The 23088-nt window shown below is 62.4% G+C and carries 19 protein-coding genes; 7 read left to right on the top strand and 12 right to left on the bottom strand.

Going from position 1 to position 23088, the window contains the following annotated elements:
• Positions 1-107 precede the first annotated feature (107 nt).
• Positions 108-338, bottom strand: coding sequence for a hypothetical protein (locus VFU66_RS08110; protein ID WP_326445736.1), 231 nt, complete (start codon positions 336-338; stop codon positions 108-110).
• 340 nt (positions 339-678) lie between these two features.
• On the opposite strand from VFU66_RS08110, the gene guaB reads away from it, so the two are divergent.
• Positions 679-2199, top strand: a complete 1521-nt coding sequence (guaB, locus tag VFU66_RS08105; RefSeq protein ID WP_326445735.1) for an IMP dehydrogenase — start codon at positions 679-681, stop codon at positions 2197-2199.
• 175 nt (positions 2200-2374) lie between these two features.
• Here guaB and VFU66_RS08100 read toward each other — a convergent pair whose 3' ends face one another.
• The 5 genes from VFU66_RS08100 to VFU66_RS08080 form a co-directional block, all read right to left on the bottom strand.
• Positions 2375-3370 carry a GNAT family N-acetyltransferase gene (locus VFU66_RS08100; protein WP_326445734.1) on the bottom strand — a complete coding sequence of 332 codons (996 nt, stop codon included), beginning with the start codon at positions 3368-3370 and terminating at the stop codon, positions 2375-2377.
• A gap of 72 nt (positions 3371-3442) precedes the next feature.
• Positions 3443-5248, bottom strand: coding sequence for an ArnT family glycosyltransferase (locus tag VFU66_RS08095; RefSeq protein WP_326445733.1), 1806 nt, complete (start codon positions 5246-5248; stop codon positions 3443-3445).
• Between the two features lie 77 nt (positions 5249-5325).
• Positions 5326-6294, bottom strand: coding sequence for a DHH family phosphoesterase (locus VFU66_RS08090; protein WP_326445732.1), 969 nt, complete (start codon positions 6292-6294; stop codon positions 5326-5328).
• On the bottom strand, positions 6291-6701 hold the full coding sequence (gene rbfA, locus VFU66_RS08085; protein WP_326445731.1) for a 30S ribosome-binding factor RbfA: 411 nt from the start codon (positions 6699-6701) through the stop codon (positions 6291-6293). Before rbfA ends, VFU66_RS08090 begins: the two co-directional genes overlap by 4 nt.
• A 596-nt stretch (positions 6702-7297) precedes the next feature.
• Positions 7298-7600 carry a DUF503 domain-containing protein gene (locus tag VFU66_RS08080; RefSeq protein ID WP_326445730.1) on the bottom strand — a complete coding sequence of 101 codons (303 nt, stop codon included), beginning with the start codon at positions 7598-7600 and terminating at the stop codon, positions 7298-7300.
• Positions 7601-7688: 88 nt separating this feature from the next.
• Between VFU66_RS08080 and VFU66_RS08075 the strand changes: the two genes are divergently transcribed.
• Complete coding sequence (locus VFU66_RS08075) at positions 7689-8954, top strand: acyl-CoA thioester hydrolase/BAAT C-terminal domain-containing protein (protein WP_326445729.1); 1266 nt, start codon at positions 7689-7691, stop codon at positions 8952-8954.
• Between the two features lie 260 nt (positions 8955-9214).
• On the opposite strand, the gene VFU66_RS08070 is transcribed toward VFU66_RS08075, so the two are convergent.
• Positions 9215-10615 carry an EAL domain-containing protein gene (locus VFU66_RS08070; RefSeq protein ID WP_326445728.1) on the bottom strand — a complete coding sequence of 467 codons (1401 nt, stop codon included), beginning with the start codon at positions 10613-10615 and terminating at the stop codon, positions 9215-9217.
• A 121-nt stretch (positions 10616-10736) separates the two neighbouring features.
• Between VFU66_RS08070 and VFU66_RS08065 the strand changes: the two genes are divergently transcribed.
• Both VFU66_RS08065 and VFU66_RS08060 read left to right on the top strand, forming a co-directional pair.
• On the top strand, positions 10737-11075 hold the full coding sequence (locus tag VFU66_RS08065; protein WP_326445727.1) for a cupin domain-containing protein: 339 nt from the start codon (positions 10737-10739) through the stop codon (positions 11073-11075).
• A gap of 363 nt (positions 11076-11438) precedes the next feature.
• Complete coding sequence (locus tag VFU66_RS08060; protein WP_326445726.1) at positions 11439-12818, top strand: alpha-L-fucosidase; 1380 nt, start codon at positions 11439-11441, stop codon at positions 12816-12818.
• Between the two features lie 146 nt (positions 12819-12964).
• Here VFU66_RS08060 and VFU66_RS08055 read toward each other — a convergent pair whose 3' ends face one another.
• The 4 genes from VFU66_RS08055 to VFU66_RS08040 all read right to left on the bottom strand — a co-directional run bounded on the left by VFU66_RS08055 (position 12965) and on the right by VFU66_RS08040 (position 18025).
• Entirely contained in the window at positions 12965-13786 is an 822-nt protein-coding gene (locus tag VFU66_RS08055; RefSeq protein WP_326445725.1) for an IclR family transcriptional regulator, read from the bottom strand.
• Positions 13787-13886: 100 nt separating this feature from the next.
• Positions 13887-14405, bottom strand: a complete 519-nt coding sequence (locus VFU66_RS08050) for a hypothetical protein (RefSeq protein WP_326445724.1) — start codon at positions 14403-14405, stop codon at positions 13887-13889.
• A 19-nt stretch (positions 14406-14424) separates the two neighbouring features.
• Complete coding sequence (locus VFU66_RS08045; protein ID WP_326445723.1) at positions 14425-15051, bottom strand: response regulator; 627 nt, start codon at positions 15049-15051, stop codon at positions 14425-14427.
• Positions 15017-18025 carry a sensor histidine kinase gene (locus tag VFU66_RS08040; RefSeq protein WP_326445722.1) on the bottom strand — a complete coding sequence of 1003 codons (3009 nt, stop codon included), beginning with the start codon at positions 18023-18025 and terminating at the stop codon, positions 15017-15019. Before VFU66_RS08040 ends, VFU66_RS08045 begins: the two co-directional genes overlap by 35 nt.
• Before the next feature lie 213 nt (positions 18026-18238).
• Here VFU66_RS08040 and VFU66_RS08035 point away from each other — a divergent pair, with 213 nt between their 5' ends.
• The 3 genes from VFU66_RS08035 to VFU66_RS08025 all read left to right on the top strand — a co-directional run bounded on the left by VFU66_RS08035 (position 18239) and on the right by VFU66_RS08025 (position 22585).
• The gene (locus VFU66_RS08035; RefSeq protein WP_326445721.1) at positions 18239-18721 is read left to right on the top strand and encodes a MarR family winged helix-turn-helix transcriptional regulator; all 483 of its coding nucleotides are present in this window, start codon (positions 18239-18241) and stop codon (positions 18719-18721) included.
• An 81-nt stretch (positions 18722-18802) separates the two neighbouring features.
• Entirely contained in the window at positions 18803-20614 is a 1812-nt protein-coding gene (locus VFU66_RS08030; protein ID WP_326445720.1) for a chloride channel protein, read from the top strand.
• A gap of 156 nt (positions 20615-20770) precedes the next feature.
• On the top strand, positions 20771-22585 hold the full coding sequence (locus tag VFU66_RS08025; RefSeq protein ID WP_326445719.1) for a chloride channel protein: 1815 nt from the start codon (positions 20771-20773) through the stop codon (positions 22583-22585).
• Positions 22586-22779: 194 nt separating this feature from the next.
• On the opposite strand, the gene VFU66_RS08020 is transcribed toward VFU66_RS08025, so the two are convergent.
• Positions 22780-23088: outer membrane beta-barrel protein (locus VFU66_RS08020; RefSeq protein WP_326445718.1), on the bottom strand; the 309-nt coding region annotated here is incomplete at its 5' end.

Genomic DNA, 23088 nt, shown 5'->3' with positions numbered 1-23088 from the left:
GCCAGAGCCCCACAGCAGATGGAGCAATCAGGCATTTAAGCAAAACGGACTTTCCGCAGTCTGCAAAGCCGCCCTTTTGAAATGGGGCCACTTGCACCAGAGGCTTCTCAGCCGACGGCCTCGGTGACTCTTGTAGCTTCCTTGCCTTCCAGAATCCTGCGATCGAAGGCCCGCTGCGAAACGGTAGAGGGTTTGCAGAAGTGCCTCCTTTCGTGTTCCAGAAGTTCCATCTCTGTTTCCGCGTTTGCAATGGTTGCGAAGCAGGTGAGGCAGATCGAGTCGAACGATCCATTGCGATTGCGCCGATGTGGGTAAAAGATGACTGGTTGAGAGAACATGTGCGTCGGCCTCCTTCTCGATATGTATTCAACGTACACGGCGCTTGCTCGCGATGATGTTCAATTTCGCACATTCTGTGTGCGTTTAGCTTGAGGATGTCGCGGCTTTGCGTGTGAAATGCGAGTAGGTCGCCCTTCCACTCTCCACGAGCCGTGACCCTTCGGGTGGGACACCCTTCGCGGTGAAGCTGCGGAGGATGGGGCGCCCGAGCGTCTGTGGCTGGTTGAAATGGGCACCGGCGCATTTGCTCTCCCGCGGGGCGGACTCTACAATCAATAAAATCCCTGCGACATGACGGCTTTTCCAAGCCTGGCCCGCTCGCCTGGAACGATAAAACATATGATCAGCTCTCCCGTACCCGAAGCCCTTACGTTTGATGACGTTATTCTTGTCCCGGCTTACAGCGATGTTGTTCCCACGCAGGTGAGCACACAGACGCGGCTGACGCGGAACATCACGCTGAATACTCCGCTGATGTCCGCAGCGATGGATACGGTTACGGAGTCGCGGCTGGCGATTGCCATGGCGCAGCAGGGCGGGCTGGGGGTCGTCCACCGCAACCTGTCGATCGAGCAGCAGGCCGGAGAGATCGACAAGGTGAAGCGGTCCGAGAGCGGGATGATTGTCGATCCTGTGACGATTGCGCCCGAGCAGTCCATTGCCGATGCCCTGGAGGTAATGCGGCGGTACAAGATCTCCGGCGTGCCGGTGACGAAGAACAAGAAGCTGGTCGGCATCCTGACCAACCGCGACCTGCGGTTTGTCTCGCGCACCGACCTGCCGATTGATTCGGTGATGACGAAGACGAATCTCATCACTGTTCCCGTCGGCACGACGCTCGAGCAGGCAGAGCAGATTCTGCACCAGCACCGCGTGGAGAAGCTGCTGGTCGTCAACGACGACTACGAGCTGAAGGGCCTCATCACCGTCAAGGACATTCAGAAGAAACTGAAGTATCCGAATGCGTCGAAGGACTCGCAAGGGCGGCTGCGCGTGGCGGGGGCGATTGGCGCGACCGGAGATTTTCTGGAGCGGGCTGCCGCGCTGGTGGCCGCGCGGGTCGATGCGCTGGCGATTGATTCGGCGCACGGGCACTCGTCGCGTGTGCTCGAAGCCGTGCGCGAGGTGAAGAAGAAATTTCCCGGCATTGACCTGCTGGCTGGAAATATCGCCACCTACGACGGCGCGATGGCCTTGATGGACGCGGGGGCGGATGCGATCAAGGTGGGGATTGGGCCGGGGTCGATCTGCACGACGCGCATGGTGACGGGCGCGGGGATGCCGCAGATTACGGCGATCTCCGAGGCGTACCGCGCTGCGGACGCGCGCGGCGTGCCGGTGATTGCCGACGGCGGCATCAAGTACTCGGGCGACGTGACGAAGGCGATTGCTGCGGGTGCGAGCGTGGTGATGATGGGGTCGCTGTTTGCCGGGGTGGATGAGTCGCCGGGCGAGACGATTCTGTATCAGGGGCGCAGCTTCAAGGCGTATCGCGGCATGGGGTCGCTCTCGGCGATGGCGCAGGGCTCCGGCGAGCGGTACTTCCAGGGCAAGGACGACATGGATGCGAGCACGGAGCGGCCTTCGCTAACCGCGCGCGAGACGGCCTCGTCGAACCGGCTGGCGAAGTTCGTGCCCGAGGGCATCGAGGGCAGGGTGCCGCATCGCGGACCGCTTGAGGGCATGGTGTACCAGCTTGTCGGCGGGCTGCGGTCGGGCATGGGGTATCTGGGCTGCTCGTCGATCGAGGAGCTGCAGAAGAAGGCGCGATTCATCCGCATCTCGAACGCCGGCCTGCGTGAGAGCCACGTGCACGATGTCATCATCACGCGCGAGGCCCCGAATTATCACGTCGAGTAAGGCCGGTCATGCCTTCGATGCTTTACGGAGAGCGGCGGTTCTGCGCCTGGTGCACCCGGAGCGGAACCAGGCGTCGTGCTCCGCTGCATTACAACGTGGGGGCGGGCGCAACGGAAGACGAATAGACAGGTGTCTCTCCACTCCGCACTGCACGCTCCGAGCCGGATAACGTGGCTCAGGGTTGGGTCTTGTCGAGCACCATGGCGTCGAAGCGGTGGCGGGTGAAGAAGCCGATGTCTTCGTAGAGCCGGACGGCCTGGTGGTTGGCTTCGGTGACGGTCAGGGTGATGGCCTCAAAGCCTGAGTGCGAGAGGTGGTCGATGGCGTGGCGGAGCAGGAAGCTGCCGAGACTGGCTCCACGATAGGGCGGGGCCACGCAGAGCTGTGTGATGTGGGCGACGTCCGGCGCGACGCGCGAGCAGAGCACCATGCCGACCAGCGCCGAGGTGCGCGTGTCGCGCAGCACCCAGGACTCGGTGGCGTCGAAGACGCCGCAGCCGGGGAAGCGGACGATATTGTGCAGAAAGCGCAACGAGCCGTGCAGCGAGCAGTACTGGTCGTTGATGAGCGCGTCGATGTGGTTGGTGTAGGACTCGTGAATCAGCTCCGCGGCCTGCTGATAGTAGGCGGGCGACCAGGGACAAAGCTCGATGTTTGTGGGCAGGTTGTGCGGCAGCGTAGTGCCGGTGGGACTGAAGAACGGCCCGGCAGTGGGCGGGAGATGAAACTCCATGAAGAGGCGCGGGTGGAGTTGGAAGCCGTACTCAAGGAAGACGGCTTCGATGGAGCCTGCGTCGTAGAGCAGAAGCTGCGATTCGATACGCAGCGTGCCGGGCGAGTTGAGCAGCAGCTCCAGCATGTGCCGCAGCAGCGTCTGGGTAATGCGGAGAACCTCATCGGGATCTGAGGCGATAGCGAAGGCGTCGCCGATGACGGCTTTCTGGCCCTCGTAGACGCAGAAGGTGAAGCCGGCGACGCGGCCGCGGTCGAGTGCGACGAAGCCCGGCAGGATGCGCGAGTCGAGGTATTGGAGCAGAAGCTCGGTCGAGTTCTGGTAGTTCCAGCGCAGGCGCTGCTCCCAGACGTGGGCCTCGGTCTCGAGCAGGCTGCGCATCTGGCGCGCGGCAAAGTGCCGGAGGTCGAGAATCTCGAGTTGGGTGGCGATGGCCATTCCGGGTATTGGATGAGCTTATAGGAACAGGGCGCGGATGGGGGAGTGGGATTGTGGGTTCTTCGATACGGTCTAGGGGCGGGCGTCTACCTTGTAGACGGCGAGGCCCTGGGTTGAATAGAGGAAGAGGGGCTTGTAGACGCGGCCGCTCAGGAGCGTGTCGAGCTGGGTAGCGTCGGCGGTGCGGACGACGAGGATGTGTTCCCCGTCAGGGATGCCTTGAGCGTAGTGGAGCGTGGGCCGGTTGCGATAGAAGGCGAGGCCGTAGTCGATGTCGCGGGAGACATCGCTGGTGGTGGCGAGGAGTTTAATGCCGGGTGCCTGGCGCTGAATCTCGCGGGCCAGCGGACGGGCCGAGTAGGTAAGGTCGAGTTCTCGTCCGTGAAAGCCGAGCAGGAAGATGAGGATGGCGAAGACGGGGATGAGGGTCGCGTTGGTGAGTTGGGCCGGGCCCCAGCGGCGCGTGATGAGCAGAACGATTGCGGCAAGAAGGATGGCGGAGATGGCGGCCACGATCAACCATCCGGTCGAGGGAACAAAGGTGTCGTACTGCATGTGCTGGGGTGCGAGCACGAGCACGAAGATGAGGACTGCACAGGCGGCGGCGTGGGCCCAGAGCAGCCAGCGCGGCATGACCTTGCCGCGGAGGCGGAAAAGATAATCGGCGGCGAGGATGGTCAGGGGCGGGATCGAGGGCAGGATGTAGCCGGGGAGCTTCGATCCGGAGAAAGAGAAGAAGATGATGGGGAAGAGTGCCCAGAGAACGAGGAACTCGGGGAAGGCGTCGCCTGCGCGTGTGTGGCCGAGGTAGCGGGAGGGATTGTGCCGGACCTTCCACTCGGCAATGGAGACGTCGATCGAATCGATGAGGGCGCGGAAGGCGACGACAGTCCACGGCATCAGTGCGAGTACCAGGACGATGAGGTAGTACCAGGGAGCCTGATGGTGCTGATAGCGATTGGTGGCAAAGCGTTCGAGGTTGTGCTGGAGGAAGAACTCTTTGACGAAGGTCGGGTTCCGGCGCTGGACCTCGATGTACCAGGGCAGCACCATGATGAAGTAGAGCGCAAGGCCCGGCAGCCAGATGGTGCGGCGCAACAGCGACCACTCGCGGCGCAGACCGGCGAAGAGCACGATGATGCAGATGGCAAGAAACGGAGCAACGGGACCTTTGGCCAGCGTGGCGGCAGCTCCGAAGAAGTAGAGGTCGAAGAGCCAGAACTTCTTGTCGGTCTCGTACCAGGCATACCAGCCGAGCATTCCTATACAGAAGGGCGCGGCGAGCTGCATGTCGGTGGAGGCTCCGCGCGCGAAGCTGAAGATGCCGACCGAGGCGGCAGTCATGAGCGCGGCGTCGAGGTGCCCTCCAGGCCGGAAGCGCCTCATGTGCAGGTAAATCAGGACAATGAGTGCAAAGGCTCCGGAGGAGGACGGCAGACGCGCGGACCAGTCGGAGACGCCGAACTCCTTGAAGAAGCTCATGGCCCGCCAATAGTAAAGGGCGGGCTTTTCCAGCCAGGGCTTGCCGTAGAGAACGGGCGTAATGGTTCCGCCGACGAGGCAGTGGTAGGAGTTGCGGATCGCTTCGACGGAGAGCGAGCGGGGGACGATTTTAGCGTCTGCGGCGTGGCATGCCTCGTTGTGCACGGCGAGCATTTCGCGGGCGACCTGGGCGTAACGGGGCTCGTCTGCACCGACCAGGCCGAGCTGGTCGCCGCCGAAGAACGGGACCAGGCCGTAGAGCAGCAGGAATCCAGAGACGGCGCAGAGGATGAGGCACTCGCGGATGGTGATGGCGTCGGGCAGCTTGGTGATCTGGCGAAACCAGGTCTGGAGCGCGCTGGAGGTCCCTGCGCCGCTGCCGGCGGTCTGTTGCATCTTGTTCATGCGGTCAAGCGTTTGAATGAAGAACGCGGCACGGCGACCGGACGGCAGTTCTCCCCTTGACAAGGCTATCAGAGTCCGGTGCGGAGCTGGGCCAGGATGCGCTCGGTGGCGGCGTCGAGCGGGCCGTCGAGGGTGCATCCGCTGGCGCTGCGGTGGCCGCCGCCGCCGAAGTGCTCGGCGATGCGGGCGACGTCGAGCTTGCCTTTGCTGCGGATGCTGAGGCGGAACTGGCTGGCGTCGCGGACCTCGCGGAGGAAGACGGCGGACTCGATGCCGTCGATGCTGATGAGGTAGTTGACGACGCCTTCGCAGTCCTCGGCTTCAGCGCCGACGCGGTCCATCTCCTCGCTGGTGATCCAGGTCCAGGCGAGCGGGCCGTCGCACTGGAGGTTCGAGAGCGCCGCGCCGAGGAGTCGGATCTTGCTGGCCGGGTTGGAGAAGTAGACATCGCGGGCGATCTGGGCAGGGCTTGCACCGTGGCTGGCGAGGTCATGAACGAGAGCGAAGGTGTCGGCGTCGGTGCTGGAGTAGGTGAAGGAGCCGGTGTCGGAGAGGATGGCGGCGTAGAGACAGGTGGCCATCGAGGGGGTGATCTCGACGTTTGCGCGGCGGGCCAGGCGGTAGATCATAGCGGCGACGGCGCAGGCGTTTTCGTCGATCCAGTTGAGGTAGCCGAAGTGGCGGCCGCTGGCGTGGTGGTCGATGTTGATGAGCGGGTGGCGGTCGAGACCCTTGAGGCCGGTGCGGGCGGCCCCGTCGCACTCGAGCACAATGACAGGCGTCTGCGTGTCAGGTTCCACCTCGTCCACCGAGGAGCAGTAGCGGATGCGGTCGAGGCCGGGCAGGGTGCGGTAGATGAAGGGCACCGGGTCGGCGAGGAGGACGTCAGCGTGGCAGCCAAGCTGTTCGAGGAGTTCGGCGAGGGCGAGGACGGAGCCGACCGCGTCGCCGTCGGGTCGCGAGTGCGAGGTGATGAGAAAGCGTCTGTGCGAGCGGAACTCGGCTATCAACGCGTCGATCTGGTCGTCATGCTTCATGATTTGGCTGATGCCGGCTCAGACGGCTGCCGTGAGGGCAGCTTCTGCTCGCGTTTGCGGATGCGGCTGAGCAGCTCGTCCATGCGTCCGGTCATCTTTTGGGAACGGTCGATGGCGAAGCTCAGCTCGGGGACGTGGCGGACGCCCATGCGCTCGCGGAGCTGGGAGCGGATGTAGCCGCGGGCGGCGGTGAGGGCTTCGAGGGTCGAGGCTTCGTCTTCCTCGCTGCCCTGGACGGCGACGAAGATGCGGGCGGACTTGCCGCCGGGTGCCAGGACGACGTCGGTGACGTGGCTGGAGGCGATGCGCGGGTCGGAGAGTTCTCCTTCGAGCATGGCTCCAATCTCGTCGGAGAAGGTGTTGGCGACCCGGTTGCGATGGTGGGCTCTGGCGCGTTGTTCAGGCATAAGGGTCTTCGCCGCGAGGCGAACTACAGAGAATACCAGAGATGCGGCGTTCTACCTAGTGTCGGGTCCTGGCAGAGCAGGGATTGCTGGCGTGTTGGTGGTACCCCCTCCCCCTACTTATTATGCAAAGTCCTTCAAACATTGGACTTAGGTCCGGACCTGGCTCTGGAGCGCCTGTAAAGTATTGATTTCAGGTGTAAATTTCGCTAAAGTCCTTGATCTACAGGGGTTATGGGTGGCGACCTGTTCGCGCCTGATTTTTCTCTCTGCTTCTATTTTATCGGGTGTTGCAGAACTAAACCGCCAAAGCTATTGGCTTTGAATGGAATAGGTTGGGTGGTTTTGGGGGTTGACATGTGTGGCTGGTTGGGGGAATACGGGGGTCTCTCCACTGCGGCGGCAAAAAGCGCCGCCTCCGGTCGAGATGACGTGTGTTTGGTGGTGACGTTGGGCCCCACCTTAGCGACGATGAAACTGTCGCGAAGATGGGGCACCCGTGAAACGCGGATTCCCTTCGGGAATGACAACAAAAGGTGGGGCGCCCGTGAGACGCAGATTCCCTTCGGGAATGACGACAAAAAGTGGGCACTCTGGGGTCAGGCGTTGTCGGGGAGGATCTCGGCCCAGGAGTCGGTGATCTCGGCGCTGAGGGAGGCGGCGTAGCTTTGGGCGGCTTTGTCGATCTGCTCGATCTGGCCGGTGAGATAGGGTGTGGAGGAGGAGATGGCGACGATGCCGAGGGTGGCGCGGTTCCAGACGATGCCGTCGTCCATCTCTGCGATGGAGAGGTTGAAGCTGTGGCGGAGCTTGTCCTTGAGGGAGCGGACAACCTGGCGGCGGTCCTTGAGGGACTGGGCGTGAGGGATTTCGATTTCGAGGGTAAGGCGGGCGATGGGCATTGGGTTGGAACTATTATCCGCCGGAGCGGAGATAATGGGGCCGAGAGATTTTCGAAGCAGGCAGGTTTTCCATATCAAGCGAGGGTTGATGCGGCGTCTTCAAGGATTGTTGATTGGCTTTCTCTTCTATACGAGTGTGGTTGTGGCGCAATCACTGGAGATTACGCCGGCCCGTGTGATGGCGGACGAGGCGGCCACGATCCGAGTGACCGGGCTTGCACCACAGGAGCATATTGTCATTCAGGCAGAGTTGACCGACGGCGGCGGCCAGCCGTGGGCTTCGCGGGCGGAGTTTGCAGCAGATGCAAGCGGTGTGGTGGACGCGACGAAGCAGGCTCCGGTGAAGGGGTCGTATGACGGTGTCTCCGCCATGGGGCTGGTTTGGGCCATGATGCCTGCGACGAAAAACGTGCAGATCTATCAACCGCCTCATCAGCTTGGTGTCCAGGCGATCGACTTTCGCGTGATGGCGGATGGGAAGCAGATCGCCAATGGGCAACTGGAGCAGATGGCTCTTCGGGATGGAGTGAAGCAGATACGGCTGACGGGCGCGCTGCATGGCGTGTTCCTGGTTCCCGATGCAGAGGGTAAGCATCCGGGAGTCCTGATGGTTGGAGGCTCGGAGGGCGGCGTGCCGGTGCGAAAGGCTGCGTGGCTGGCTTCGCATGGGTATGCGGTTCTGGCCCTGGCCTATTTCCGGTACGACGACCTGCCGCGTGAACTGGAGAATATTCCGTTGGAGTATTTTGGCGAGGCGCTGAGCTGGATCATGCAGCGTCCGGAGGTGGAAGCGAATGAGCTTGCGGTAGTAGGTACTTCGCGTGGCGGCGAGTTGGCGTTGCAGTTGGGGTCGATGTATCCGCAGGTGCGGGCTGTGGTGGCTTATGTTCCTGCGAATGTGCGATATCCAGCGTGCTGCAATCGCATGCGAGGCGCGGCATGGACCTGGAAGGGGCAGCCTGTTGCCTACGTTCTGCCGCGCTTCAAGGGAGATGCCGCTCTGGCGGCCGCGGCGACGATCCGGGTGGAACAGACACATGGACCGATCCTGGTGATCTCGGGCGGATCGGATGGTGTCTGGGATTCGCGGTCGATGGCGGATGCGGTCGTGCACCGGCTACAGGAGGCGCATTTTGCTTATCCATACGAGCATCTGAACTATCCTCACGCAGGACATCGAGCCGGGTCGCCGGAGATCATTCCGGCATGGAGCGGGGCGATAAGTCATCCGGTGAGCGGTGAGGAGATGAACTTGGGCGGGACGGCGAAAGGCAACGCAGAGTCCACGCTGGATGCGGGGCCGAAGGTGCTGGAGTTTCTTGAGCGGAGTTTTGCAGCGAGCGCTGCGCGGTAGTGGCGCTCCCTTCGTCTGCGCCGTATGGCAGCATTAGAACGGGCTTATAGAGGTGCTGAAAAGTGCGGCCGCTCCAGAAACATTCCCTCAGTGGCTGAAGAGGGTGCTGAAAAAGTCATTGGCGAAGAGAAAGGCGTACCTCAGCGGCTAAAGCCGCGTTGATTTTGCAGCGTTAGCGGCACGGCTGAAGCCGTGCCCTTAAGCAAAACTGACTTTTTCAGCACCCTCTTTCAGCCCTTTCACGTTCTGCCACCGTGAACCTAGGCCTTCGGCCCAGGCTGGTATGCTGTCGGGCCTTTGGGCCTTGACTGGGTGGTTTCGGCGATGATCGTTTCTGCAACGGAAGTTTCTGGTGCAGCAGTTCTCGTGATGGGAGCCTCGGCGGCGGTGGTCTCTGGCGCGGTGGTTTCCGTGATGGAGAGGGAGATGCCGATGACTTCGCCGGTCTCGTCGGGGGCGGGTTGGACACGGCCGGGCCGTCCCGCTTCGACGAAGCAGAGGGAGACGCCGACGACTTCATTTGCTTCGTCGAGCGCGGGCTGGAACGAGACGAGGAAGGTCGTTTCCTGGTTGGTGTCCAGCGGATTGGGATGGTAGCTTTCGATACCGGTCAGAGCTTCTCCGGCGAGCGCGCGGTGGAGGTGGGGCTCAAACTCGGGGAACCATCCGGGGAGGACGTCGGCGATGGCTCGCCCGAGATGGCTGGCGACGGGAAGATTGTCCATGGCGGCGAGTCGCTTGTTGACGCTGATGAAGCGAAGATTGCGATCGAGAAACCCGAGGCCGACCGGAGCGCCGTCGTAGATGGCGTGGAGCTGCGCCAGACGTTGTGTGGGGAATGCCTCCAGACGCAGCGGCATGGTGCCTTCGATGGTGGCCGTGCGCAGTACGCGGGGAGGAAAGATGGTGCGGATGGTGAGGATCTCGTAGAGGCTTTCGGGAGGGACGGGTCGTCCGTAGAGAAAGCCCTGGCCGCGCTCGCAGCCGAGCCAGAGCAGCATGTCGGCGTGAGTGGCGCTCTCGACGCCTTCGGCGACGGTGACGAGGCCGAGGCTGTTGCCGAGGCCGATGACGGCGGCGGCGATCTTGCGGCTCTCGCGGGTGTGGGTCATGGAGCGGACGAAGCTGGCGTCGATTTTGATCTCGTCGAAGGGCAGGGCCTGGAGGTGGCGAAGGCTGGAGTAGCCGGTACCGAAGTCGTCGAGGGCGAGGCGAGAGCCTTGATCTTTGAGCTCGTTGGCGATCAGGTAGGCGTGCTCGGTGTCGCCGACGAGCGCGTTTTCGGTGATTTCGAGGATGAGGCGGCTGAGGGGAAAGCCGGCCTCGTCGGTTGCCTGGCGGATGTGGCGGGGCAGCGTGCGGTCGGTGAGCTGGGTGAGGGAGATGTTGATGGAAAGGGTGAGGTGCGGCGAGATGCGAGCGGCGGCAGCCAGCGTGGAGCGGAGAAGATTCGCCAGCAGCAGGCCGTTCAAGCCAGCCCTTTCCGCGACAGGGATGAAGAAGTCGGGGGCGATGAGGCCGCGCTCGGGGTGTTTCCAGCGAGCGAGGACCTCGAAACCGGTGAGCAGGCTGGAGCGCAGTTCAACGATCGGCTGGAAGTAGGGAACGATCTCATCCGACTCAATCGCTCGGCGCAGCTCGGTTTCGTTGGGGGAAGTCATACAGGAAGCAAGCGGCCGCTCCTATGACAGTTTGAGCAGAGATATTAGCCGTTTTATGGAGGGGCGGCAAGAGCGATTTACGCGGCGGCCGTCCGTGCCGCCGCTCTGATACGGTGGAACGATGAGTGCTTTTGTAAAGACAGAGGATGCGCGAACGATTGCGCCTGAAGAGGGAATGCAGCGGCAGGTGCTGGCGCATAACGATCAGTTGATGCTGATTCGGCATTATTTTGAGAAGGGTTGGGTGGGGACGCGGCATAGCCATCCGCACCACCAGTTGGTGTATGTGGTGAGCGGCGCGATTCGGGCGGAGATGGCGGGCCGCGTGGTGGAGGCGCGCGCGGGGGACAGCTTTGTGGTGGATGGAGGTGTCGAACACCAGGCTACGGCTCTGGAGGCCAGCGAGGTGCTCGACGTGTTTACGCCGGTGCGCGAGGATTATCGGGAGCTGGTTGGATGATGAAGGAGCGTGCCTCAGGGGATGAGGCTGCTCCCTGTGGTTGCGTTTGGCGTGTGGGCTGGCGTTCAGAGATTTGTGGGTGTGTGAGGAAATACTGGGGTCTCTCCACTGTGGCGGCAAAAGCGCCGCCTTCGGTCGAGATGACGTGGTGGCGGGACGTTGGCATCTGTGCGCGGTACGGGAAAGCAGAAGCAGATTCCTTCCCCTTCGGCTTCGCTCCGGGTGCGGAATGGAAGTGCTGAGCCGGAGGGTCGGGTTATTTTCCATATAAAATTTTCATTTCACTGTTGACAATGACAGTCTGCGCAGATTAGAAAGCTGGTTGCGGCAAACTTTGCTTTCCGCATCGAGACCAAACGAAGGATGGGACCAATCGAGATGGATGGATTCAGGATCAGCCGCAGGAATATGTTGCTGGGAACGGGCGCGTCGCTGGCTTCGCTGGCGGTGAGCGGGAGCGCCGAGGCCGCGATGAAGGTCGCGGCAGGGGCGCAGGATGCGGCGAGCACGCAGCCGACGCCGGACCAGGTGCGTCGCATGGCATGGTGGCACGCGGCGAAGTTCGGAATGTTTATCCACTTCGGCTGCTACAGCCAGCACGCGCGGCATGAGTGGGCGATGGAGGACGAGGCGATTCCGCTGGTGGACTATCAGAAGTTCTCCGGCGAGTTTCATCCGAAGCCGGGCTCGCAACGCGCGTGGGCGAAGCTGGCCAAGGCCGCGGGCATGAAGTACATGGTGATGACGACCAAGCACCATGAGGGCTTTTGCAACTGGGACACGAAGCTGACCGACTACAACGCGGTGAAGCAGGGGCCGAAGCAGGACCTGGTGCGCGAGTATGTGGAGGCGGCGCGGGCCGAGGGCTTGCGCGTGGGCTTTTATTACTCGCTGATGGACTGGCACCATCCGGATGGCGCGCGGTGCGCGACGGATGAAGATGCGCGCAAGCGGTTTGTGGAGTACACGCATGGACTGATCCGCGAGCTGATGACCAACTACGGCAAGATCGACGTGTTGTGGTACGACGTGGCGTGGCCGCTTGATGCGGCGGGTTGGGAGTCGGAGCGGATGAACAAGATGGTGTTCGAGCTGCAACCGGACATCATTGTGAACAATCGCAATAAGCTGCCGGGGGATTTTTCGACGCCCGAGCAGAAGATCGTTGCCGAGACCGGCGGGCGTGCGTGGGAGAGCTGCATGACGCTGAACGATAGCTGGGGCTATCAGCGGGCGGACGATAACTGGAAGTCGGCGAAGACGATTATTCGCAACCTGATTTCGTGTACGCGCGATGGCGGGAACTATCTGCTGAACATCGGGCCGAAAGGTGATGGGTCGGTGCCGGAGGAGTCGGTGCGCGTGTTGACCGAGGTGGGCAAGTGGATGGAGACGAATGGCGACTCGGTGCGCAACTCGGACCTGTGCCAGCCGCGGCGGTCCACCTACGCGAGCTTTACGCGGGTCGGCAACACGCTGTATATGCACGTTCACTTCTGGCCGGGTGGGGATGTGGCGATCTCCGGGCTGCAGACGAAGGTGAAGTCGGCGAAGCTGCTGAAGACCGGGCAGAGCGTGAACGTCGAACAGGACCCGTACCGCGTTCATCTGGTTGGGTTGCCGATGGAGGCGCCGGATTCGCCGGTGACGACGATTGCGATTGAGTGCGAGTCGGAGCCGCGGCAGGATACGGACTTCGTGCGCAAGAACAAGCCGCGCGGCGGTGTGGGGATTGAGTTGTAGGGCCTGGGGCCACGTTTGGTCCAGCTACTGGCAAGATGCGGGGGTTCTTCGCTTCGCTCAGAATGACGGCTCTTACCTGGAGCAACAGGGAAACAGATTGAATGAGGTCTTCCAGAGACCCCGCCGGGGATGGACTACGGCGGGGTTTATTTTTGTGCTTTGGCGCGGGGCTTTTTGGGAAGCACGGGATTGACCAGCGGCGGCAGCGCGCCGAGCGCCTCGGAGATCTGGCGGCTCGACTTACGCAGCGCGGCGATGATCTCCGTCATACTGAGCGGGTCTTCGAGGCGTTTGACGTAGGGGATGGTGAGGCCGGCGACGGCGTTGCCCTGCGAATTGATGACCGGGAAGCTGATGTTGACGACGCCGGAGACCTCGTAGCTGGCGCGTCGCTCGTAGCCGCGCGCACGGATTTTTGCGAGGTGCTCGTCGAGATCGGCGGGCTTTTTCTTTTTGGTTTCGCGCGCCCACTCGTCGATGGCGCGCTCGCAGGCGTCCGCTGTCTGGTGGGCGAGGATGACGTGGCCGGTGGCGGCGTGCATGAGGTCCACCTTGGAGCCGACCTTGACGTAGAAGCCGGTGGATTCGGGCGAATCGACCTGCGCGAGGATGACGACGTGGCCGCCGTCGAGGACGCCGAGATGGCAGGACTGGCGCAGCTCGTGCGCGAGCGTGTGCATGATGGGCAGCGCCTCGGTGACGACGCGCTTGGTGGGCGGGTGCTCCTGCGCGAGGCGGAAGAGTCGGAGCGTGAGATGGTATCGCTCCTTGTTGGCCGATTGCGCGAGGTAGCCGCGTTGTTCGAGACAAAGCAACATGCGGAAGATCTCGGATACGGTGCGGTTGAGGCTGCGCGCGACCTCGCTGACGGTAAGGCCCGCCGGGGTGCCGGCGAAGAGCTCCAGAATGTCCAGACCTTTTTCGAGGGCGGGAGTCGGGTAGTAGCGTTTGGTTTCACCTTTAGCCATGGGCATTCCTGAACAGTAAAGTGTCGTAACAACAGTACCAAATGCAGCTTTCGATGTGCTGAAGATTCAGGCGCGACGCGGTGTAACTTTGCGGATTCGCCTACTGGCCGGGAAGTTTGTAGGGGATGGCGAAGCGTCCGATCTGCACGATCTGGCGGTCAGAGGGCGGCCAGAGGCGGAAGGACTCGACCCGCGAGCCGGTGGGGAGCCGGTGCGCGACGACATCGCCGAGCTCGGTGCCGGTGGCGGCGTCGTAGAACTTGACCATCAGGGAGTCCTGATCGCGCTGCCAGCCGAAGACGTAGGCGCCGGGTGCGAGCCGGACGTTGCCGATGGTGATGGGCGCCTGCACGAGGACGTAATGCGAGTATTTGCCGTCGGCCGAGTATCCGGCGGTGATGAGCACGACGCCGGCGATGAGCTTGCCGTGCGAGTCGATGATGCCGGAGGCGGTGCGCATCTCGGTTTCGATGCGCTCTTTGACGACCTGTGCGCGGTCAGGCAGGGCAGCGGCGAGTTCGGACGGGGTCGCGGCGCGCCAGGTGGATTTGGCCGGCGCGGCGGGCGCGGTGGCAAGTGAGAGCGGAAGGAGAAGGCAGAGCAGGAGGAGTCGTCGCATGGGCCCGTCTTATGTGGTGTCAGGTGAGATGTACGATGCCGCGTTGGAGGGCAGCGGTTGCAGCCTGGGTGCGGTCGGTGACGCCGAGTTTGCCAAGCAGATTGTTGATGTGGGTTTTGACGGTGGCCTCGCTGATGTTGAGGTCGGAGGCGATCTCCTTGTTGGTGCGGCCGCGGACGATGCGCTCGAGGACGGCCAGCTCGCGTCCGGTGAGGGCCTGGCCGCTCATGCGCTCGGCGAGCTTTTCCGCGATGGCCGGGGCGATGCGCGTCTTACCGCTGTGTACGGCCTGGATAGCGGAGGTCAGCTCCTCGACGGTCATGCCCTTGAGCAGATAGGCTTTTGCGCCTGCCTGGAGCGCGCGGTAGATGTCCTCGTCGCCGTCGAAGGTGGTGAGGACGATGAAGCGGGCGGCGGGCGATTCGGCGCGGATGCGGAGGATGGCATCGACGCCGCCGAGCCTGGGCAGTTGCAGGTCCATGAGGGTGATGTCGGGCTGGAGCTTACGGTGGAGTTCGACGGCTTGCAGGCCATCGCTGGCCTCGCCTGCGACTTCGATCCCGGGCATGATGTTGAGCAGCGCAATCAGGCCCTGGCGCACGACGTGGTGGTCATCGACGACCAGCAGGCGGATGGGATTCCCCATGTCTTCTATTTCCTTTCTCGGCGGCGATGGGTACGTCGAGCGTGATGGCGGTGCCTTGTCCGGGGGTGCTGGCGACTTCGAGATGCGCGCCAATCTGGGCGGCGCGCTCGCGCATTCCCTGGAGTCCGAAGTGGCCGTTGGCCGGGAGCGAATCGGCGGTGGCCTCGAAGCCGCGTCCGTTGTCGGTAACGGTTAATGCCAGATGCTTTGAATGATAGCGCAGGTCCATGGCGGCGCGCGTGGCCTGAGCGTGGCGGGCGACGTTAGCGAGCGACTCCTGCGCGATGCGGAGTACTTCGGTTTCGACGGCGGGGGCGAGCGGGCGATAAGTTCCGCCGATGGTGAGGTCAACGTGAAGCTCGGCTGAGCCGGTCTGCTCAACCAGGTGCGTGAGGCGCGAGGGCAGGGTGTCGTGGGCGGTGATGGCACGGAGGTCCCAAATGCTGCGGCGGGCTTCGGCGAGTCCTTCGCGGACGTAGGTACGGGTGCGGTCGATCTGCTGCTGGGCAGCGGAGGGCTGGGATTGCGCGAGCAGTTGCGAGGCAAGCTCAAGCTGCACGGAGACACCGACGAAGCTCTGGGCGAGTGTGTCGTGGATCTCGCGGGCCATGCGGTTGCGCTCGGCGAGCACGGCGTCGAACTGGCGGCGCAGGCGGCGGACGCGCAGGCGGTAGAGCAGGACGATGATGCCCGCGAGCAGAGCGAGGCACAGCAGGATGAACCAGACCCGGCGATAGAAGGCGGGATGAACGTAGAAGGCAAGCGCCGCGCCTGCTTCGTTCCACTCGCCGTTGCCGCTGGCTGCCTCGACGCGGAAGCGGTAGTGACGGGGAGGCAGGTTGGTGTAGTAGGCGCTGCGGCGCGGACCGGCCTCGGTCCACTGCTTGTCGAAGCCTTCGAGGATGTAGCGATAGCGGACGCGCGAAGGATGCGCGAAGCTGAGGCCAGCGTAGTCGAAGGCGAAGCGCGTGTGTCCGGGTTCGATATTGATCTCGGTGGGAGCGAGCGGGACTTCAGCGTCGTCGACGGTGAATCGCTCGATGGCGACCGGCGGGGGCAGGCGGTTTTCGGCGAGGTGATCGGGGTCGGCGATGGCGACGCCTTTGCGCGTGGCGAACCAGAGTTGGCCCAGGGCGTCCTTCCACGCCGCAGGGTGGCCGATGGCGGATGCTTCCTCGGTGGGCATGCCGTCCGAGCGTCCATAGGTCTCCGCGTGCGGGTCGCACTGCGAGGATTGGCCGCAGGCGAGAAGGGCGGCGCGTGGCACGCGGGTGATGCCTCGGGTGGAGCTGAGCCAGAGGTTGCCGCGATTGTCTTCGAGGATGGAGTCGATGGCGCGGGGCAGGCCGGGACGGTTCAGTGAGAGAAAGCCTGATGTGGTCGCGCGGGTGAGGCCGCTGCCTTTGGTGCCGATCCAGAGCGTGCCCTCACGGTCTTCGAGCAGCGAGGTGATGATGTTTCCGGAGAGGCCGTCTTTGGTGGTGTAGGTGGTGATCTTTCCGGCGCGGAGGCGGGAGAGGCCGTCGAGCGTGCCGATCCATAGGTCGGGTCGTGCGTCGCCCGGCGCGGCCGCCGGTCGTGCTTCGATGAGCGCGCCGATCAGGTTGCTTCCCAATCCGTTGGCCTGCGTGTAAGTGGTGAAGGCGTTGTCCTGCCAGTGGGCGAGGCCGCGGCGCGTGCCGATCCAGAGCGAGCCGTCTTCGGCGACGAGGAGCGAGCGGATGAAGTCGTCGGGCAGGCCGTCGGCGGAGGTGTAGGCGTCGATTTTGCTGCCTGCGATATGGTCGAGGCCGTCGGGCGTGCCGACCCAGGTACTGCCGTCGCGGCCGGGTGCGACGGCGAGGATGATGTCGCTGAGCAGACCGTTGGCGGCAGAGTAGTGCCGTACTGTGCCGGCTTGCCAGCGGTCGAGGCCATCGCCGTTGGTGCCTGCCCAGATGGCTCCGTCCGTCGATTGCACGATGGCGGTGGTGACGTGGTCGGAGAGCGCGGGAAGCGTGCGGAAGCTCTGCCGGCGGAAGATGTCGAGGCCCGCTGTTCCGGTGCCTGCCCAGAGGTCGCCTTCACTGTCTTCAAAGAGGGAGAGAATGCTGTTGGTGCCGAGAGCGGGCTGGATGCGTGCGCGGTTCGCACCTTTTTCCATGACGAAGAGGCCGCTGCCGGTGCCGACCCAGAGGTTGCCGGCTGTGTCCTCGAGAAAGGACTGGAGCCGTGCCTGAGGAAGTTCGCGGCCGGCCAGCAGAGTGCGAGTATGGCCGCCTTCGACGAGCGTGAGGCTGTTGCCGGTCAGCAGCCAGAGACCGTTGCCGGGTAATGAACCGATGTCTTCGATGGGGTCTGTGGGAGCTGGGTTGAGTGCAATCGGATGAAGGTTGCCGGGAGTGAATTGAAATGTTTGTGTCGCGGTGGCGAGCCAGAGGCTGCCGTTGTCTGCGGCTGCGATGGCGATGGGCGAGATGGAGGAAGGGAGCGGCAGGGGCGCGAAGCTCTTCCCATTGAAGACGGCGATGCCATTGCCGGTGAGGGCGTAGAGACTGTCGCCGTTGGCTACGGCCAGCGCCTCGACTCCGGCTGATTCGTCGCCGAGGGTGAAGTGGCGAAACATGCCGTCGTGGTACTGGAGGAGCCCGCCTGCTGTCCCGATCCAGAGATTGCCGTGCGTGTCTTCGGCGAAGCAGCAGATGTCGTCGGTGGTGAAGGCGGGGGTGTCTTCCTGGGTGAAGGCGCGGAAGTCGACGCCGTTGAAGCGTGCGATGCCACCTTCAGTCGCCAGCCAGATGTAGCCGTCGCGGGATTGGAATATCTGGTGGACACTGTTTTGCGGGAGGCCGTTTTCGGTGGTCCACGTCTGGTGGCCGAGATTCGCCAGGTTTTGCGGCAGGGCGGGGGCGGTGAACGTGATGGCGCACAGCAAGGCGGCGCTCGCCAGACGGGCGAAGCTGGCCGGAATCTGCTTGCTGGCGTGTTGCCGCATACCTTATGAGGGTAATTCAGTGGTCGTGTTGCGGAAGGGAGATACAGGAGCAGGCTCTCCCGCTTCGCGGAAGGATGACAATTTCGAGCATTTTCCATATAGGCGTGCTCGGCGCGGGCCAATGAGAGACGGAGATTCCTTTCGGGAATGACAACAAAGGAGAATACGTCACAATGCGATGCAAATTGAATCACATTACGATATAATTTGGGCATGAAGCAGCGGTCCACTGCTGAACAGGCCACTCCCCGAACGGCGCCTGCATTTGACGAAGACGCAATCCGAAGTCTTGCCTGGTTTCGCTATAACCTGCGGCGGTTTCTGCGGTTTAGCGAAAAGGCTGCGCGTGCATGCGGTGTGACTCCGCAGCAGCACCAGTTGATGCTGGGCGTTGCGGGATATACGGGGCGCGGATGGGCGACGGTCTCGGAGCTGGCTGAGTTTTTGCAGGAACGACATAACTCGGTTGTGGGTCTGGTGGACCGTGCGGCGCAGTGCGGGTTGGTGAGGAAAGAGCACGACACGGCTGATCGCAGGTTTGTGTTTGTTCGCCTGACGCGCCATGGCGAGCAGATCCTCGGCAAGCTGACGGAGCTCCACCAGGATGAGGTGCGTCATGCGCAGGAGAGGCTCGTGAAGGTCCCCAGGGTGCCGCCGCAGTCGCTTGAATTCAGGAAGAGGGCGGCGGGTTCCTGATGGCAGGGCAGTGCAACGCTGAAGCAAAGTGAAGATGTTTGATTCGAGTTTGTAACTCAAAAGGAACGGCAACGAAATCGAATGCAGCAGACGATGGTAGAGAACCGGAAAAAGACGAACTGGGTGCTACGACACCCCTTGCTTCGCAAGTACTTCCCGCTGGTCCACGAGGACCTGACGGCGACCTATTCACGCGATCTGCATAAGTGGCTGATCGTTGCGCCGATCATCGGCATTGTGACCGGTCTTGCGATCACCGTGATTACGGTGTTGCTGCTGGGCAAGATGTGGCCCGCGGTGCTTGGCTACTATCTGCGCCACCACTGGGCGATTGTTCCCGGGCTGACGCTCGGTTTTGCGCTGACGGGGCTGATCATGCAGTATCTGACGCCTGACCCGGATACGCATTCGACCGAAGAGATTATCAGCTCGTACCACGAGCATAACGGCGACATTAATATGCGTCCATTTTTTGCGAAGCTGCTGGCGGCCTTCACGACGGTGGGCTTTGGCGGCAGCGCGGCGCTCGAAGGGCCGAGTATCTATGGTGGCGGCGCGATCGGCTCGTGGCTGTGGGCGAAGCTGCGCGGGCTGAGGCTCGATGCGCGCGACCGGCGGATTATGCTGATTTGCGGCGCGGCGGCGGGTATGTCGGCGGTCTTTCGTGCGCCGCTGACGGGCATCGTGTTTGCGCTGGAGATGCCGTACAAGGACGACCTGGCGCATGAGGCGCTGGTGCCTTCGCTGATCGCATCGGTCGTTTCGTACATGACGCTGACGTCGTTTGTGGGCAGCGCGCCGCTGTTCGATTTTGAGTCGGCCACGTCGTTTACGCGGCGCGACCTGGTGTGGTGCGCGCTGCTGGGCCTGATCGTCGGGCTGGTTGCGATGGCGTTTGTTATCACCTTCCGGCGCGCGCGCGTGTTCTGGGTGAAGTGGTCGTGGCCCCACTGGATCAAGCTGACCATCGGCGGCCTGCTTACCGGTCTGTGCGGCATTACGTTCCTCGCGCTGTTTCACGGCGTGCTGATTCCCATTGGCCCTAACTATGAGGCTGTGGGCTACATCCTGACCAAGCACTACAGCACCTATGAACTGCTGGTGTTTAGCGGGCTGAAGCTTGCAGCCACGACGTTCACGCTGGCTGCTGGCGGCGTCAGCGCAATGTTCGTGCCGCTGTTTCTGACGGGCGGCAGTCTGGGCGCGGCGTTCGCGCAGTCGGTGGTACACAGCCCGGCGCTTGAACTCTACGCGGCGGTCGGCATGGCGTCGTTTATCGCGGCAGGCTATAAGACGCCGCTGGCGGCGGTGGTCTTCGTTGCCGAGGCAACGGGTGGACACGCCTTCATCGTTCCGGCTTTGATCGGCGCGGCGGTGGCGTATGCGGTCTCGGGCGATGCTTCGGCTTCAGGCGACCAGCGCCTGCATGAAGGAGTCCGGGTGCATGAGCTGAGCGGCATCACGGTCGGAGATGTGATGCAGCAGCAGGTGGTTTCAGTGCAGGCATCGCTGAGCCTGCATGAGTTCACCGACGTTCTGGCGCCGCATTATCGCCATGCCACGTTCCCCGTGTTCGAGGGGCAGCATTTGCTGGGATTGGTCCATGTGTGGTCGCTTGCCAAGGTGCCTCGGAACAAGTGGGATTCGACGCACGTGCGAGATGTTACGGACAGGCATGTCTCCAGAATCTCCGCGGGCGGCGATGTGATGGAGGCGCTGCGTCTGCTGCTGAGTGAGTATCGGCAGCACATGTTGCTGGTGACGACGGAGAGTGGACGGCTGGAGGGCATCGTGACCAAGACCGACATCCTGAAGGCGTTGAGGACGCACAAGAATGGAGCGGTGGGGTACAGCTACGACGAGCACTCCACGCACTACGGGCTGGAAGGGTAAGTTGGCGTGGACTAAGCGGGTTCCCGTGATTGAGAAGCTACCGGTGCAGAAGAAGCTCCATGTAGGCTCCTTATGCGAGGAGTTTCGTTAACACGATGGTTGGATAGGACAGGAGTTTCAGCACGAGCAGACTGAAGTAGACCGCGGAGGTTCTTGATGGCTGACTTTCCATTCTCTCAGGCTCCTAATGGCGCTGAAGTGAAGCCTCGCAAGAAGATCCAGTTCGGCGTTGCGCTGGAACCGGAGGTCGTCAAGATATGCTGCTATGCGGTGCTGGTCGGGTTCGTCGGCGGGCTGGTGGCAGAAGGCCTGCTGGAACTGATCTACCTCTTTACCAACATTTTCTTCTACGGACGGTTTTCGTTCGCGATCACCAATCCTGCGTATAACCACCTGGGCCTGTGGGTCATTCTCATTCCGCCGATTGGCGGTTTGCTGGTGGGCATCATGGTCCACTACTGGGAGCCGACCTTGAAGGGGCACGGCATCCCGGAGGCGATGGAGGCGGTGCTGTTTGGGCAGAGCCGGATGCGGCTCCGGGTAGCCTTCCTGAAGCCGCTGGCTACTGCGTTTGCCATCGGCACCGGCGGGCCGTTCGGCGCCGAGGGTCCCATCATTCAGACCGGCGCGGCGTTCGGATCGCTGTTTGGGCAGGCACTTGGGCTGACGCCTTACTACCGGCGCGTGTTGCTGGCTTCGGGCGCAGCGGCAGGCATGGCTGCGACGTTTACTGCGCCGCTGGCGGGAATCCTGGTGGCCATTGAGCTGCTTTTGTTTGAGTTTCGCGCGCGATCGTTTATTCCTGTGTCGCTGGCGGCGGCAGTGGCGACCGGCGTCCGCATCTATTTTGTAGGCTGGGCGCCTCTGTTTCCCACGCCTGCCTTCCGCCTGACCAGCATGAATGAGTTGTGGTTGTTTGGTGTGATGGGCGTGCTGATGGGCATCATCGGCATTGCGATGATTCGCACACTCGGCTGGCTGGAGGATTTCTTCGACCATCTGCCGGTGAAGCGCGCTCTGATCTGGTCGCCGGCGATCGGCGCACTGGCGCTGGGCATCATCGGCTACTTCTATCCGCAGATCTTCGGCACGGGCTACGACACGATCCGCGATATGCTCAATGACCGACTGCCGGCGAACAAACTGATCGGCGTTTCCGTGGCGAAGTTTGTCGCGCTGGTTGTTTCGCTTGGCTCGGGCACGACCGGCGGCGTCTTTGCGCCGTCGCTGATCGTAGGTGGAGGTTTTGGCGCGGTGTTTGGCATGGGGTGCCACCATCTGTTTCCGCATCTGGTCAGCGACCCTGCGTTTTATGCACTGGCGGCGATGGCGGCCTGCTTTGGCGGCATTGCGCGCGCGCCGTTCACCAGCATCGTCTTTCTGTTTGAGCTGAGCCACAATCCGAACTCGCTGCTGCCGCTGATTGTCTGCGTGATGGTGGCGGATGGATTTGTGCGGCTCTTCAGCCGCGATTCGATTATGACGAGCAAGCTGGTCAAGCGCGGTTTGATTGTGCTTCAGGATTACTCCGTGCCGGTGCTGATGCGCGCGCGCATCGACCAGATTATGCAGAAGGAGTTCAATTCGCTTGATGCAGACGATGAACTCCGCTCGGTCATTACGCGCATCACGCCTGGACACGTCGGCGTGATTCCAGTGGTTGAAAAGGACGGCTCGCTGGTCGGCATCGTTGAGGCGCACGACCTGCTGAAGGTCGATCCGCCGGACCACCACTTCAAGATGCGCGAGCTGGCGCGGCAGGATTATGTGATGGCGTATCCGGACGAGCCGGTGGACCAGGTGAACCGCGACATGCTGCTCAAGAACAACGAGAACATCGTTGTCGTCGAGTCGCACGAGTCGCACAAACCCGTCGGAGTCGCCCGTGCCAATGATCTGCTGCAACTGCGCCGCTGGCTCGTGCAGGAAGAGACGCGAGAGACGCCGGCCAATGGAAGCACCGGGAAATAGAGCATTTTCCGTATAGGTGTAGCCCGGCGTGGGATGATGCGAAACGCAGATTCTCTTCGGGAGTGACCAACAAAAAACGAGTGCAAAGACAGAACGCAGATTCGCTTCGGGAATGACATACAAGAGGGAGTACGATGCGAGCGCGGTACAAGACGATGGCCTTGTACCGCACACGCTGTGTGACGTGGTCGTCGCTATTTTTCCATGTTGCGGCCAAAGACGAAGCCAACTTCAGATAAAACTCTCGGTTGATTCAGGTCTGTGCCGTTAGGGCCGAATACGTCACCGGGAGTTGAGCTAAGGGCACGAACCCAGGAGAATTCACCCCGCGCGAAGAACCCGCCTTTTTGATAGGTGGGGGTTACGGTCACAGAGGTGCCTGCGCTTCCCGGGCCGAAGATGAGATTCACGGCCTGTTGAGCAGCGGTCCCCGAACTGGTGATGTACTCCCAGCGTACCGGCAGAGAGAAGCCGTGCTTGAAGGCATAGCTTGCCAGAACAGC

The sequence above is a fragment of the Edaphobacter sp. genome, assembly GCF_035763405.1.
Lineage (GTDB): Bacteria > Acidobacteriota > Terriglobia > Terriglobales > Acidobacteriaceae > Edaphobacter.
The sequence above is the reverse complement of the archived record's forward strand: the minus strand, read 5'-3'. Positions and strand labels throughout refer to the sequence as shown.